This window comes from Streptomyces sp. NPDC002835 (genome assembly GCF_053591995.1).
The window spans coordinates 35893-49166 of sequence record NZ_JBSFUW010000012.1 but is presented as its reverse complement, the minus strand read 5'-3'; the positions used below and the strand labels follow the sequence as shown (position 1 = coordinate 49166).

Sequence of the window (13274 nt, the reverse complement as noted above, 5' to 3'; positions counted from 1 at the left end):
GCAATCACGTACACGGGTTCGGGCGAGGAGCGGTCACAGTGCAGCGCTGGCGTGGCTTGGAGGACATCCCCCAGGACTGGGGACGCAGCGTCGTCACCATCGGCTCCTACGACGGTGTGCACCGCGGACACCAGCTGATCATCGGACGTGCCGTGGAGCGGGCGCGCGAGCTGGGCGTGCCGTCCGTCGTCGTGACCTTCGACCCGCACCCCAGCGAGGTCGTCCGCCCCGGCAGCCACCCCCCTCTCCTCGCGCCCCACCACCGGCGCGCCGACCTCATGGCCGAACTCGGCGTGGACGCGGTGCTCGTGCTTCCCTTCACCGCCGAGTTCTCGAAGCTCTCACCGGCCGACTTCATCGTGAAGGTCCTCGTCGACAAGCTGCACGCGCGCGCCGTCATCGAAGGCCCCAACTTCCGCTTCGGCCACCGGGCGGCCGGCAACGTCGACTTCCTCGCCGAACTCGGCGCGACCTACGACTACGACGTCGAGGTCGTCGACCTGTACGTGCGGGGCGAGGCCGGCGGTGGCGAGCCGTTCTCCTCCACCCTGACGCGCCGACTGATCGCCGAGGGCGACGTCGAGGGCGCGGCCGAGGTCCTCGGCCGCCCGCACCGCGTCGAGGGCGTCGTGGTGCGCGGCGCCCAGCGCGGGCGCGAGCTCGGCTTCCCGACGGCGAACGTCGAGACCCTGCCGCACACCGCGATCCCCGCGGACGGCGTGTACGCGGGCTGGCTGACGGCCGCCGGCGAACGCATGCCGGCGGCGATCTCCGTCGGCACGAACCCGCAGTTCGACGGCACCGAGCGCACGGTCGAGGCGTACGCGATCGACCGCGTCGGGCTCGATCTGTACGGGCTGCACGTGACGGTGGACTTCCTGTCGTACGTGCGGGGGCAGGAGAAGTTCGACACGATCGAGTCGCTGCTGGTGGCGATGGGGGACGACGTGAAGAAGTGCCGCGAGCTGACGGCGGCGTACGACGCGTCTCGCTGACGCGTCCGGGCGTGGCCCGGTGGGTCCGGCCCGCCGCGCGTCCGGGCGTGGCCCGGTCCTGTGCGCTTGCGTCCGGGTGCCGCTCCGGGGGCATGTCCGGGACTGCTTTCCCGTACTTGCCGGTCCCTATCCGACGACGCCTTACGTCCCGAACACGCCCCCTGCGCGTCCCCCTGCCCCGGGGCGGCCGTTTCGCCCCCTCCGGTGGGCGTGTGCAGGTGGGAGAAGTCCCCCACCCCGCCCCTTCCCGAAACTGGGGCTCCGCCCCGGCCCCCGGGGAGGTGCGCCAGGGCGGCTGTGCGAGTCCCGAACCGGGGCTTCGCGCCAGGCGCTGTCCCGTACATCGCGTTCCGCGCGGTGCTTTTGGGGCTCCGCCCCAGACCCCGGGGAGGTGCGCCAGGGCGGTCGTGCGGGCCCGGAATCGGGACTTCGCCCCAGCTCCCGGCCGTCCATCGTGTTTTGCGCGGCGCTTTGGGGGACTCGGCCCCAGACTCCGAGAGCGGCGCGGCCAGGGCGGCCGTGCGGGTCACGGGCCCCGGTCACCGCGCCCGCGCGGGGTTCTGTAGCGGGCCGCTGGGCGGGCGTCCGCCGGGCGTGGACGTTCCGGGATCCGGGCGGGTGCTCGGCGCCGATCCGGTGACGCGGCAGGGCGCGGCCCGGTCGCGAAGCGTCAAGCGCGGCGCGTGGTGTTGAGGCGGGCGGCCTGGCGGGTGAGGTGGTTGCGTTCGGGGACGGTGGGGGCCTTTTGGGCCGCCTCCGCGTAGAGGCGGGCCGCCTTCGGGACGTTGCCGTCGCGTTCGTGGAGGTACGCAGCCACCGCGGTGTGGCGGGGCAGGGAGTCGTCCAGCGTCGCGAGCGCCGCGAGGCCGGCGCGCGGGCCGTCGGCCTCGCCGACGGCCACCGCGCGGTTGAGGCGGACGACCGGGCTGTCGGTCAGGCGTGCGAGCTCGTCGTACCACTCGACGATCTGCACCCAGTCGGTCTCCGCGGCCGTGGGCGCGTCGGCGTGGAGCGCCGCGATGGCGGCCTGGGCCTGGAACTCGCCCAGCCGGTCGCGGGCGAGGGCCGCCTGAAGGATCTCGACGCCCTCGGCGATCAAGGTGGTGTCCCACCGGCCGCGGTCCTGTTCGGCGAGCGGCACCAGGCTGCCGTCCGGCGTGGTCCGGGCCGCGCGCCGGGCGTGATGGAGCAGCATGAGGGCGAGCAGGCCCGCCACCTCGGGGTGGTCGATCGCGGCCGCGAGCTGCCGGGTGAGCCGGATGGCCTCGGCGGCGAGGTCGACGTCGCCGGAGTAGCCCTCGTTGAAGACCAGGTAGAGCACGCGCAGCGCGGTGGCGACGTCGCCGGGCTCGTCGAACCGCACCCCGGAGACCGTGCGTTTGGCCCGGCTGATCCGCTGCGCCATGGTCGCCTCGGGCACCAGATAGGCCTGGGCGATCTGGCGCGTGGTGAGCCCGCCGACGGCGCGCAGTGTGAGCGCGACCGCGGACGACGGCGTCAGGGACGGGTGGGCGCACAGGAAGTAGAGCTGGAGGGTGTCGTCCACCGGGGGCGTGGGCCCGGGGGCCGGTTCCTCGTCGACGAGGTCCTCACGCCGGCGGCGGGCGGCGTCCGCCCGGGCCGCGTCGAGGAACCGGCGCCAGGCCACGGTGACCAGCCAGCCCTTCGGGTCCCGCGGGGGCTCGGCCGGCCAGACGCGGACCGCCTCGACCAGGGCGTCCTGGACGGCGTCCTCGGCCGCCGCGAAGTCGGCTCCGCGGCGGACGAGGATTCCGAGCACGCTCGGGGTGAGGCTCCGGAGAAGGACCTCGTCCACGTCAGTGGCACTCCGCGATGTTGGGCTGCGCGGCCAGGAACGGGCGCAGCTCGAGCCACTCGTGGATCGGCTTCCCGCCCGCCCCGGGGGCGGCCGACAGCTCCCCGGCCAGCTCGACGGCGCGCTCGTAGCTGTCGACGTCGATCACCATCCAGCCGGCGATGAGGTCCTTGGTCTCGGCGAACGGGCCGTCGGTGACCGGCGGGCGGCCCTCGCCGTCGTACCGGACGAACGTCCCCTCCGGGGCGAGCGCCTGACCGTCGACGTACTCGCCGGACGCCTCGAGCCGGGACGCGAAGTCCTTCATGTACTGCACGTGGGCCGAGATCTCCTCGGGCGTCCACTTGTCCATGGGGACGTCGTTGACCGGAGCCGGCGCGCCGCGGTAGTGCTTCAGCAGCAGGTACTTGGCCATGATGTTTCTCCTCTGTGCTGGTGCGACCCATTCTCGTCGCGTTCACAGCGGGGACGGAGCCGGTCGCCGGTTCTCGACATCGCCGCCGAAGTTTTCCGGAAGATTTTTTCGAGCCGGATTCTCAGGGGGATGCCGTCGCCCAGTGGCAGGCGACCTGCGGGGCGTGCGCGTTCGGCAGGACCGGCAGGTCGCGGGTGCGGCACAGGTCGGCGACGTCCGTCCGGTCCGCCTCGCCGGAGGCGAGGACCTGGCAGCGTGCGTGGAATCGGCAGCCATCCGGGATGCGGGACGGGTCCGGCGGCTCGCCGGTGAGGACCACCGGGTCGCCCTCCGACTCCGGCAGGACCGAAAGCAGCGCCCGGGTGTACGGATGCTGCGGCGACGTCAGGACGTCCTCCACCGGCCCGGACTCCACGATCCGCCCGAGGTACATCACCGCCACCCGGTCCGCGATGTTCCACGCGAGGCCCAGGTCGTGGGTGACGACGAGCGCGGACAGGCCCAGTTCGTCCCGCAGGCGCAGCAGCAGCGCCAGGATCTCGCCGCGTACGGACGCGTCGAGCGAGGCCACCGGTTCGTCGGCGACGATCAGTTCCGGCTCGAGGACCAGCGCGCCCGCGATGACGACGCGCTGCCGCTGACCGCCGGACAGCTCGTGCGGGTAGCGCAGGAAGAAGCGCTCCGGCGGGCGCAGACCGGCACGGGACAGCGCCTCGGCGACCGCCGCGCGCTCGTCGCCCGCGTAACCGTGGATCCGCAGGCCCTCCGCCACGGCGTCGTAGACGGTGTGCCGCGGGTTGAGCGACCCGCTCGGGTCCTGGAGCACGAGCTGCACACGCTTGCGGTACGCCTTCAGCGCGCGGGAGCCGTGGCCGAGGGGTTCCCCGCCGAAGGTGACGCGTCCGGAGGTCGGCGTCACCAGGCCGAGGAGCGAGCGGGCCAGGGTGGTCTTGCCGCAGCCGGACTCGCCGACGAGGGCGACGATCTCGCCGGAGCCGATGTCGAGGTCGACGCCGTCGACGGCCCGCGCGGACGGGTCGCCCCGGCGGCCGGGGAAGGTGACGTGCAGCCCGGCGGCCGACAGCAGGGGAGAGGTGGTCACGAGGGGCTCCTGTGTCACAGCTGCTTCTCCGTCCGGGCGCCCGTACCGGCTGCCGCCCCGACCAGCACGCAGGCCGCCCGGTGTCCCTCGGCCGTCGCGACCAGTTCCTGGTCCTGCTCGGAGCAGGTGTCGAGGGCGACCGGGCAGCGCGGGTGGAAGGTGCAGCCGCTCGGCAGCGACGACGGGTCCGGCGGGTCGCCGGGGAGCCCGCGCGGGGCCCGGCGCGACGCGGGGTCGCCGATACGGGGGAACGCGGCGGACAGCGCCCGCCCGTAGGGATGCTCGGCGCGGTCGTACACCGCGCGGGCGGGGCCCTCCTCGACGACCCGGCCCGCGTACATCACCGCGAGGCGGTCGCAGGTGTCGGCGAGGACCCCCAGGTCGTGGCTGATCATCAGCAGGCTGATGTCCTGCTCGGCGACCAACTGCTCGATCAGCCGCAGGATCTGCGCCTGGATCATGACGTCGAGCGCGGTCGTCGGCTCGTCGGCGACGATCAGCCGCGGATCGCAGGCGAGGGCCATGGCGATCATGACGCGCTGCCGCTGTCCGCCGGACAGCTCGTGCGGATAGGCGTCGGCGCGGGCCGCGGGCAGCCCCACGTGCTGGAGCAGCTCGCCGACGCGCCGCTTCGCCTCCGCCGGGGTGGACCGGCGGTGCAGCAGGATCGGCTCGGCGATCTGGTCGCCGACCCGGTGCACCGCGTTGAGCGAATGCATCGCGCCCTGGAAGACGATGGACGCGCCCGCCCACCGTACGGCCCGCAGCCGGCCCCACTTCATGGCGAGGACGTCCTCGCCGTCGAGCAGGATCTCGCCGGTCAGCTTCGCGGAGGCGGGCAGCAGCCGCAGCAGTGCCAGGGCCAGCGTCGACTTGCCGCAGCCGGACTCGCCGGCGACGCCGAGCTTCTGCCCGGCCGCCAGGGACAGATCGACGCCGCGCACGGCGGGCACCGCCCGGGTCCCGGAGCCGTAGGTCACATGCAGGTCCTTGACCTCGAGCTGGCTCAACGTGCCACTCCCAGCTTCGGGTTGAGTACGGACTCGATGGCCCGCCCGCACAGGGTGAAGGCGAGCGCCACGAGCGCGATGGCGATGCCGGGCGGTGCGAGGTACGACCAGTGGCCGGAGGACACCGCGCCCGCCTCCCGCGCGTCCTGGAGCATGCCGCCCCAGGAGACGACGGTCGGGTCGCCCAGGCCGAGGAAGGCGAGCGTCGCCTCGGTCAGGATCGCGCTGGAGATGCCGAGCGTGGTCTGCGCGAGCACCAGCGGCATCACGTTCGGCAGGACGTGGCGCTTCATGATGTGGCCGTGTCCGCCGCCGAGGGCCTTGGCGCGCTCGATGTAGGGCCGGGACTCCACGGCGATGGTCTGCGCCCGGACGAGCCGTGCCGTGGTGGGCCAGCTGGCGACGCCGATGGCGATGATCACCGTCCAGATGTTGCGGGACATCACCGTCGCCAGCACGATCGCCAGCACCAGCGTGGGCATGACCAGGAACCAGTCGGTGATCCGCATCAGCACGGTCGACAGCCAGCCGCCGTAGTGGCCCGCGATGATCCCGACCAGCGTGCCGATGGCCACGGACAGCGCGGCGGCCAGCAGCCCCACGGTGAGCGAGATACGGGCTCCCCACACCAGCAGCCCGAGCAGTGAACGGCCGAACTGGTCGGTGCCGAGGGGGAATTCACCGCTCGGCTTCTCCATGGCCGTGCCGGGCGCGTTGGTGACGCTCTGCACGTCGCCGCCGACGAGCAGCGGCGCCGTGAGCGCCGTCAGCGCGATGAGCGCCAGTGCCGCGAGTCCGAAGAGTCCCGCGCGGTGGCCGCGGTACGAGCGCCAGAAGCGGGCCACGGAGTGGCGGCGCCGCTCCCGGGCCAGGGACCTCGCGGTCCGGGCGCGCCCGGCGTCCGGCCCGGTGCCGTGCGCGGGCCGTGTCGTCTTCGTCGGCGGCGTCGGTGTCGTCGTCATCGGCCCACCCGGGGATCGAGCAGCGGATACAGCAGGTCGGCGAGGAGGTTCATCGCGATCATCGCGCCGGCGAAGACCACGAACAACCCCTGCACCAGCGGCAGGTCGGGCACGCTGAGCGCCTGGTAGAACAGCCCGCCGAGACCCGGCCAGGAGAAGACCGTCTCCACGAGGATCGAACCGGCGGCCACATGGCCCAGGTTGATGAAGACCATCGTGACGGTCGGCAGCAGCGCGTTCGGCACCGCGTGGCGGCGCCGCACCATGTCGTCGCGCAGCCCCTTGGCCCGCGCCGTCGTCAGATAGTCGCTGCCCATCTCGTCGAGCAGCGACGAGCGCATGACCAGCAGCGTCTGGGCGTATCCCACGGCGACCAGGGTGAGGACCGGCAGCACCATGTGGTGCGCCACGTCGAGCACGTACGCGAAGCCGGTCTCGTCGCCCGACTCCATGCCGCCGGTCGGGAACATCCCGGGAATGGGTCCGACGCCGACCGAGAAGGTGATGATGAGCAGCAGCCCGAGCCAGAAGCCCGGCACGGACCACAGGGTCAGGGCGAGGCCCGTGTTGACCCTGTCGCCGAGGCTGCCGTGCCGCCAGGCGGAACGGGTGCCCAGCCAGAGGCCGATCGCCGAGTAGATGACGACCGCGACCCCGGTGAGCAGCAGCGTCGCCGGGACCTTCTGGACGATCAGATCGCCGACGGGGGCGTGGAACTGGTACGACATGCCGAGGTCGCCCGTCAGAGCGCTCCCGCAGTAGTCGGTGAACTGCTGCCACATCGGCTTGTCCAGCCCGAACTGCCGCCGCAGCGTGGCCATCTGCTCGGCCGACGTCGGCGCGCCGTGGGTCATGGCCTTCACCGGGTCGCCGGGGATGATCCGGAAGAGGAAGAAGCTGGTGACCAGGACGGCGAGCAGCGAGACCGCCGCGCCGCCGAGCTTGCCCGCCACGTACTGGAGATAGGCGCGTACGTTCCCGCTCGCGGCGCGGGCCTCGTGGGCCCGCGCCACAGCGGTCGTGCCGGTCGTGCTTGTCGTGCTCATCGACTATTCACGGTCTTCCGCGGTGGAACGGCGACGCATCGCGACGAACAGCCCGAGTGCGGCGGCGAGGACGACGGCCGCGCCGACGCCGACCACCACACCGGCGGAGGAGCCGGTGTCCGAGCTGCCGCCGGCCGCGGCCGGCTCGGCCGACCACCAGCTCCAGTAGCCGTCCTGACCGTAGATGTTGCCGGCCGCCTCCGGCATCGTCGTGATGGACTTGATCTGGTCCGTACGGTACGCCTCGACGGCGTTCGGGTACGCGAGGACATTCATGTAGCCCGTGTCGTACAGCCGCGACTGCATCTGCTTCACCAGATCGGCGCGCTTGGCCGAGTCGTACTCGACGGCCTGCTTCGCGTACAGGTCGTCGAACTGCTTGTCGCAGATGAAGTTGTCCGTCGCGCCGGTGTCCTTGGGGGTGGCGGGCAGGGCCGCGCAGGTGTGGATCGACAGGACGAAGTCCGGGTCGGGGTTGACGGACCAGCCGTCGAAGGCCAGGTCGTAGTCCCCCTTGAGCCACGGGTCGGACACGTTGTCGAGGCACTCGACCTTCAGCCCGATGCCGAGCTCGCCCCACCACTCCTGGAGGTACTTGCCGATCGCCTTGTCGTTCGGGTCCGTGGCGTGGCACAGGATGCGGAAGTCGAGCGCCCTGCCGTCCTTGCCGACGCGCTTGCCGCTGCCGTTCTTCTTGTAGCCGGCCTCGTCGAGAAGCCGGGCGGCCTCCGCCGGGTCGTAGCCGATCTTCTGGCCCGCCGCCGGCTTCCAGAAGTACGACCCGAAGCGCGGCGGGATGTACCCCTCGCCCTCGACGGCGTGGCCCTGGAAGACCTTGTCGACGATGGTCGCGCGGTCGGTGGCGTGGAACAGCGCCTTGCGCACCGCCGGGTCGAGCAGCGCCTTGTGGCCGTTGCCGAACTTCTTGCCGTCCTTGGACTGCGCGCCCGGGTTGGTGGCGAGCGCGAAGAAGCGGCGGCCGGGAGCGTCGTTGACCTTGATGTTCTCGGCGCTCTTCAGGGCGTTCGCCTGCGCCGGGGTCAGCCCCTGGACGAACGACACCTCACCCTTCTGGAGGGCGGCGACCGCGGCGTCACCGTCCTTGTAGTACTTGAAGACCAGCTCGTCGAACTTGGGCGTCCCGCGCCAGAAGGTCTTGTTCGGCGCCAGCTTCACGTACTGGTCGACCTTGAAGTCCGTGATGACGAACGGGCCGTTGCCCACGATCGGGAACTGCTTGTCGTTGTTGAACTTCGAGAAGTCGCCGACCTTCTCCCAGACGTGCTTCGGCACGATCGGCACGTCCAGCGCCGTCATCGTGGCCTGGGGCTTCTTCAGCTCGACGACGAGCGTCTTCGGGTCGGGCGCGGTGACCTTCTTGAAGTTGGCGGTGAAGCTGCCGTTGGCGGTGGCGGCGTTCGGGTCGCTCATCATCTTGTTGAACGTCCACGCTGCGTCCTCGGCGGTCGCCTGCTTGCCGTCCGACCACTCGGAGTCGTCGCGGATGGTGTACGTCCACGTCAGCTTGTCCGCCGAGGACTTCCACTCGGTGGCGAGACCCGGGACGGTGTGGCCGTCCTTGGGGTCGTAGTTCGTCAGATAGTCGTAGGCCAGACGGTGGATGGAGGTGCTCACCAGCCGCTGGGCCAGGAACGGGCTCAGCGAGTCGATGCTCTGCGACACGGCGACGGTGAGGACCTGCTTGCCGTCGTCGTCGGCGGCCTGTGCCTGCGCTGGGGCCTGCGTCCGGGGCTGTGCCTGGGCCTGGGGGACCACGGCGCCTGCCGTCACCAGTGCGGAGGCCACGACGCCAGTGGCGAGGACCAATCGGAAGCGGGGACGTTGCCGGGTGCTCTGGGGTGATGCCGTTGTAACCATGGACAGTGACCTCGCGTCATTACTCGCACGGAGAGGGCGGGTTGGTGATCTCTGGTTCGCCAGCTGGTGAAGCGAAGGTTTATCAGGGTGGTCATGCCGCGTCAACGGCCCCTCAAACACCGTGTGGGCTGCGGGAATACGACGAGGGCCCGCACCGGGGAGTCGGTGCGGGCCCTCATTGGTTCAGACCTCTGTCGCGTTACTGCTGAGGGGCTGGCGGCGGCTGCGGGGGCTGCTGCTGCGGCCATCCGGCGGGCGGGAAATGACCGGGCGGAACCTGCCCCTGCACCTGCCCCTGAGCTTCGGGTCCGCCGGCCCCGGGGGGCTGCGGACCGGCCGGGTGGGCCTGGTGGGCCGGGGGCTGTTGCTGGGCGGGGGGAGCCTGCTGCTGCCAGGCCTGGCCCTGTGGCGGGTATCCCTGCTGGGGTCCGCCGTACGGGGGCTGGGGCTGGTGCGGTGCCTGGGGGTGCTGTGGCTGAGGCGGGTACGGGTGGCCAGGGCCCGGCTGGCCGGGCTGCGGCTGTCCCTGGTGCCCGGGTGCGGGCTGCCCCGGCTGCGGCTGGCCCTGCCACGGTCCCTGGCCGTGGCCCGGCATCGGCGGGGCGGCCTGCGGCGGCGGGTTGCCGTTCGCCGTCCAGAGCCCCTGCTGCTGCTGGGCGCGCACGAAGTCCTCGGCGATCAGCGCGGAGAGGTTGAAGTACGCCTCACGCGTCTTCGGCCGCATCATGTCGAGGTCGACCTCCGCGCCCGCCGCGAGGTGCTCGTCGAACGGCACGACCACTACGCCGCGGCAGCGCGTCTGGAAGTGCTGCACGATGTCGTCCACCTTGATCATCTTGCCGGTCTCGCGCACCCCGGAGATGACCGTGATCGAACGCTGCACCAACTCGGCGTACCCGTGGGCGGACAGCCAGTCCAGCGTGGTCGACGCGCTGCTCGCGCCGTCGACGGACGGCGTCGAGATGATGATCAGCTGGTCGGCCAGGTCCAGCACTCCCCGTATCGCGCTGTAGAGCAGGCCCGTGCCGGAGTCGGTGAGGATGATCGGGTACTGCTTGCCCAGCACGTCGATCGCGCGCCGGTAGTCCTCGTCGTTGAACGCCGTCGAGACGGCAGGGTCCACGTCGTTGGCGATGATCTCCAGACCGGAGGGCGCCTGCGAGGTGAAGCGGCGGATGTCCATGTACGAGTTGAGGTACGGGATCGCCTGGACCAGGTCTCGGATGGTGGCCCCGGTCTCACGGCGCACCCGGCGGCCCAGCGTGCCGGCGTCCGGGTTGGCGTCGATCGCGAGGATCTTGTCCTGCCGCTCCGTGGCGAGCGTCGAGCCCAGCGCCGTGGTGGTCGTCGTCTTGCCGACACCGCCCTTGAGGGAGATGACCGCGATCCGGTAGCAGGACAGCACCGGCGTACGGATCAGGTCGAGCTTCCGCTGCCGCTCGGCCTCCTCCTTCTTGCCGCCGAGCTTGAAGCGGTTGGCGCCGGAGGGATTCCGGCTCGACTTGGGCTTCGGCTTGTTGTTGCGCAGCAGCCGGTCGGAGGACAGCTCGACGGCCGCCGTGTAGCCGAGCGGAGCGCCCGGCACCGAACGCTCACGCTGGTCGTGCGTGACCGGCGTGGGCCAGGCCCCCGCGGTACGCGGGTCGACGGGCGGACCGGGCGGCTGGTGGGGGTACGCGTACCCGGGCTGGTTCTGGTTCTGGGGCCCGCCCTGCTGGGGAGGCGCCTGCTGGGGCTGGGGCTGGGGCTGCTGGCCGTGCGGCGGTTGGGCCTGGGGCTGCTGTGCGTGCGGCGGCTGGGCGGCCTGCGGGAGGAGCGGCGCGGGCGCGCCCGGGCCGGGCTGTCCGGAGTGCGGCTGGCCCGGCTGGGGGAAGCCGTAGCCGCCGCTCTGGGGTGCCTGGCCGGGGGCGCCGGGCGCGGGCTGCGCGTGCGGCTGGGTCGGCTGCGGGAAGCCGTAACCGCCGCCCTGAGGCTGGGGCTGTCCAGGGGCGCCCTGCTGGGGGAACCCGTAACCGCTCTGGGGTGCCTGGCCGGGGGCGCCTTGCTGCGGGAAGCCGTACCCGCCCTGCGGCGTGGGGGCCGGCGCAGGGGCAGGGGCGGCGGGCTGGCCCGGCTGCGGCTGTCCGGGCTGCGGTTGTCCCGGGTGCGGGAAGCCGTAGCCGGCCGGCTGTCCCGGTGCCAGCGCGGAGAGGTCCGCGCCAGGTGCTTGGGACGCGGGCCACTGCGGGGCCGCCGCCGGTGCGGCCGGCTGGAACTCGGGCGGGAGCGGCGGCAGTCCGCCGCCCTGCGCGGTCGGCGCCCAGGGCTGACCGGCCGCGGGGGAGTCCTGCGGCTCTGCGGGAGCCGGCGGGGCGTTGTGAGCGGCGGCGGCCGGGGCAGGTGCGGCGTCGGAGGGCTCGTCGTCCGCGGACGGGCCCGCGTCCTGGGGCTCGTCGGCGCGGTCGTCGGAGTCGGTGCTGTCGGTGCCGGCGTCCTGGTCGTCGGTGGAGTCCTCGGCAGACGTGCCGGCGGGGGCGGGCTCTTCGGCCGTGCTGCCGAACGTGCTGTCGCCGGGCTCGGCGTCCCCGTCCGCGTTGCCGTCCTCCGGCGCGGCGTCGTCCGCCGCGGGGAGCTCCGGGCCTGCCTCCGGCTCCTCCCGGGGCGAGGGCTCGGCGGACTCGGCGGAGGGGCCATCCGCCCCGCCGGCCTCCGCCGCGGCCCGCTCGGCGATCTCACGCTGCAGCGCGGCGGGGGAGAAGCGCATGGTGGCGCCGCTCTCCACATCGCTGCCGCCCCCGAAGGACTGCCACGACAGTTCGGACTCGTCCGGCTCGGCGGAGGCGGCCGCGGGCTCCGGAGCGGCGGCCGGCCCGGACGCCTGCGCGTCGTCCGGTGCGGGCGAGGGCGCCGGCACGACCGGAGGTGAGGCGGGCGCCGGTTCCTGCGGCGCGGACGGAGCGGGTGTGGCCGCCCAGTTGGGCTCGTAGCCGCTCCCCGAGGGCAGCCCCGGCACGGCCACGGGCGCACCCTGCGGCGGGGGCGGCGGCGTGGGCGCCTGTCCGGAGCCCCCGCCAGAGGTGTCGCCCGACGCGTTCTGCGTGTACCAGGCAGGCGGGGTGTAGTCGATGGTGAACTCACCCGTCATCTCTGCGGGCTCCGCGTCGGACTCGTCGACGGGAATGTTCCAGCCCCCGTGGATGTCGTCCCGATCGCCGTTCACTTTGCCTCCTGGTGTGGTCGAGCACCCTTGTGCCGTCGTGGGTGGGGGCCACCGCCTTCTTCGGATCGGCCCGGCTCTCCCCCTGGGACGCGGCCGGTACGCCCGCAGGTTCTTCCGCCGTGCCCCGACCCACCCTAATCGCCGACCACACCACTACGGCAGGCCCGTCCTGCCGTCGGCTACTGTCCCGTACATCACGCCTTGCCCCCAGGTGACCCGGGTACACCGGAGCGCAAGAAATCCGCCGGGGCAAACCGGCACAACCTCGTACGGAACCGCCCCGCTCAGTCCATCCGCCGGGCGCTGCCCAACAATCCGGTCTCGGCGTCGGTCGTCACGTACCGCATGACGACGCGCACGGCCGGGATCGGCGAGGCCGGGAACCGTGCCCCCGGGCCATCGGGCGCCGACCTGGATCGAAGGTGAACGCGCTCTGATCCGCGCCTCAGCGCAGGTCGAACTCGCCGTCGCGAGCGCCGAGCACGAAAGCGCGCCATTCGGCTTCCGTGTAACGCAGGACCGTGTCGTGGTCCAGGGACGACCGCATCGCGACGGCGCCGCCGGGAAGGTGGGCGATCTCCACGCGCTCCTCGTCCGGGCTCGTGCCGGGGGCGCCGTGCCACTCGACTCCGGAGATGTCGAGCGCGTACAGCTCGTCCTTCTCCTGCTGGCTCCCCATGGTTCAACTTCCTTTCGGTAAAAGCCGAGATGACGTGCCCCATACGCCGAAGGGGCGGCGGACAGCGGAGTGTCCCGCGCCTTCGCCTACGGCATCCTAGGCCAGCTCAGCCGCCGGGGGCGGGCGTCCACCGGACTGTCCACCTGGGGGGTGACGCGAGGAAAACCGGGCT

The 13274-nt window shown here is 72.5% G+C and carries 10 protein-coding genes; 1 reads left to right on the top strand and 9 read right to left on the bottom strand.

The annotated features are described in order from the left end of the window. Positions 1–38: 38 nt before the first annotated feature. A complete protein-coding gene (locus ACWD01_RS15580; protein ID WP_451162005.1) occupies positions 39–995 on the top strand; it encodes a bifunctional riboflavin kinase/FAD synthetase in 957 nt (318 codons plus the stop codon). 670 nt (positions 996–1665) lie between these two features. Here the strand turns inward: ACWD01_RS15580 and ACWD01_RS15575 are convergent. The 9 genes from ACWD01_RS15575 to ACWD01_RS15535 form a co-directional block, all read right to left on the bottom strand. After that, positions 1666–2811 carry an RNA polymerase sigma factor gene (locus ACWD01_RS15575; RefSeq protein WP_451162003.1) on the bottom strand — a complete coding sequence of 382 codons (1146 nt, stop codon included), beginning with the start codon at positions 2809–2811 and terminating at the stop codon, positions 1666–1668. A 1-nt stretch (position 2812) separates the two neighbouring features. Further along, positions 2813–3226: a YciI family protein gene (locus tag ACWD01_RS15570; protein WP_451162001.1), complete on the bottom strand. Its 414-nt coding sequence runs from the start codon at positions 3224–3226 to the stop codon at positions 2813–2815. A gap of 121 nt (positions 3227–3347) precedes the next feature. Beyond that, positions 3348–4346: an ABC transporter ATP-binding protein gene (locus ACWD01_RS15565; protein WP_451161999.1), complete on the bottom strand. Its 999-nt coding sequence runs from the start codon at positions 4344–4346 to the stop codon at positions 3348–3350. Beyond that, on the bottom strand, positions 4343–5338 hold the full coding sequence (locus ACWD01_RS15560) for an ABC transporter ATP-binding protein (RefSeq protein ID WP_451161997.1): 996 nt from the start codon (positions 5336–5338) through the stop codon (positions 4343–4345). Before ACWD01_RS15560 ends, ACWD01_RS15565 begins: the two co-directional genes overlap by 4 nt. Beyond that, on the bottom strand, positions 5335–6300 hold the full coding sequence (locus ACWD01_RS15555; RefSeq protein ID WP_451161995.1) for an ABC transporter permease: 966 nt from the start codon (positions 6298–6300) through the stop codon (positions 5335–5337). Before ACWD01_RS15555 ends, ACWD01_RS15560 begins: the two co-directional genes overlap by 4 nt. After that, positions 6297–7346 carry an ABC transporter permease gene (locus tag ACWD01_RS15550; protein WP_451161993.1) on the bottom strand — a complete coding sequence of 350 codons (1050 nt, stop codon included), beginning with the start codon at positions 7344–7346 and terminating at the stop codon, positions 6297–6299. The genes ACWD01_RS15555 and ACWD01_RS15550 overlap by 4 nt, the downstream gene beginning before the upstream one ends. A gap of 3 nt (positions 7347–7349) precedes the next feature. Next, the gene (locus tag ACWD01_RS15545) at positions 7350–9224 is read right to left on the bottom strand and encodes an ABC transporter substrate-binding protein (RefSeq protein WP_451161991.1); all 1875 of its coding nucleotides are present in this window, start codon (positions 9222–9224) and stop codon (positions 7350–7352) included. A gap of 199 nt (positions 9225–9423) precedes the next feature. Continuing rightward, on the bottom strand, positions 9424–12423 hold the full coding sequence (locus tag ACWD01_RS15540) for an SCO5717 family growth-regulating ATPase (protein WP_451161989.1): 3000 nt from the start codon (positions 12421–12423) through the stop codon (positions 9424–9426). Between the two features lie 445 nt (positions 12424–12868). Further along, a complete protein-coding gene (locus ACWD01_RS15535) occupies positions 12869–13102 on the bottom strand; it encodes a DUF397 domain-containing protein (protein ID WP_366707719.1) in 234 nt (77 codons plus the stop codon). Between the last annotated feature and the right edge of the window lie 172 nt (positions 13103–13274).

Bases quoted from the DNA above. Each gene is read 5' to 3' on its own strand.
- ACWD01_RS15570 (WP_451162001.1), bottom strand. From the start codon at position 3,226: ATGGCCAAGTACCTGCTGCTGAAGCACTACCGCGGCGCGCCGGCTCCG.
- ACWD01_RS15555 (WP_451161995.1), bottom strand. From the start codon at position 6,300: ATGACGACGACACCGACGCCGCCGACGAAGACGACACGGCCCGCGCAC.
- ACWD01_RS15550 (WP_451161993.1), bottom strand. From the start codon at position 7,346: ATGAGCACGACAAGCACGACCGGCACGACCGCTGTGGCGCGGGCCCAC.
- ACWD01_RS15545 (WP_451161991.1), bottom strand. From the start codon at position 9,224: ATGGTTACAACGGCATCACCCCAGAGCACCCGGCAACGTCCCCGCTTC.
- ACWD01_RS15535 (WP_366707719.1), bottom strand. From the start codon at position 13,102: ATGGGGAGCCAGCAGGAGAAGGACGAGCTGTACGCGCTCGACATCTCC.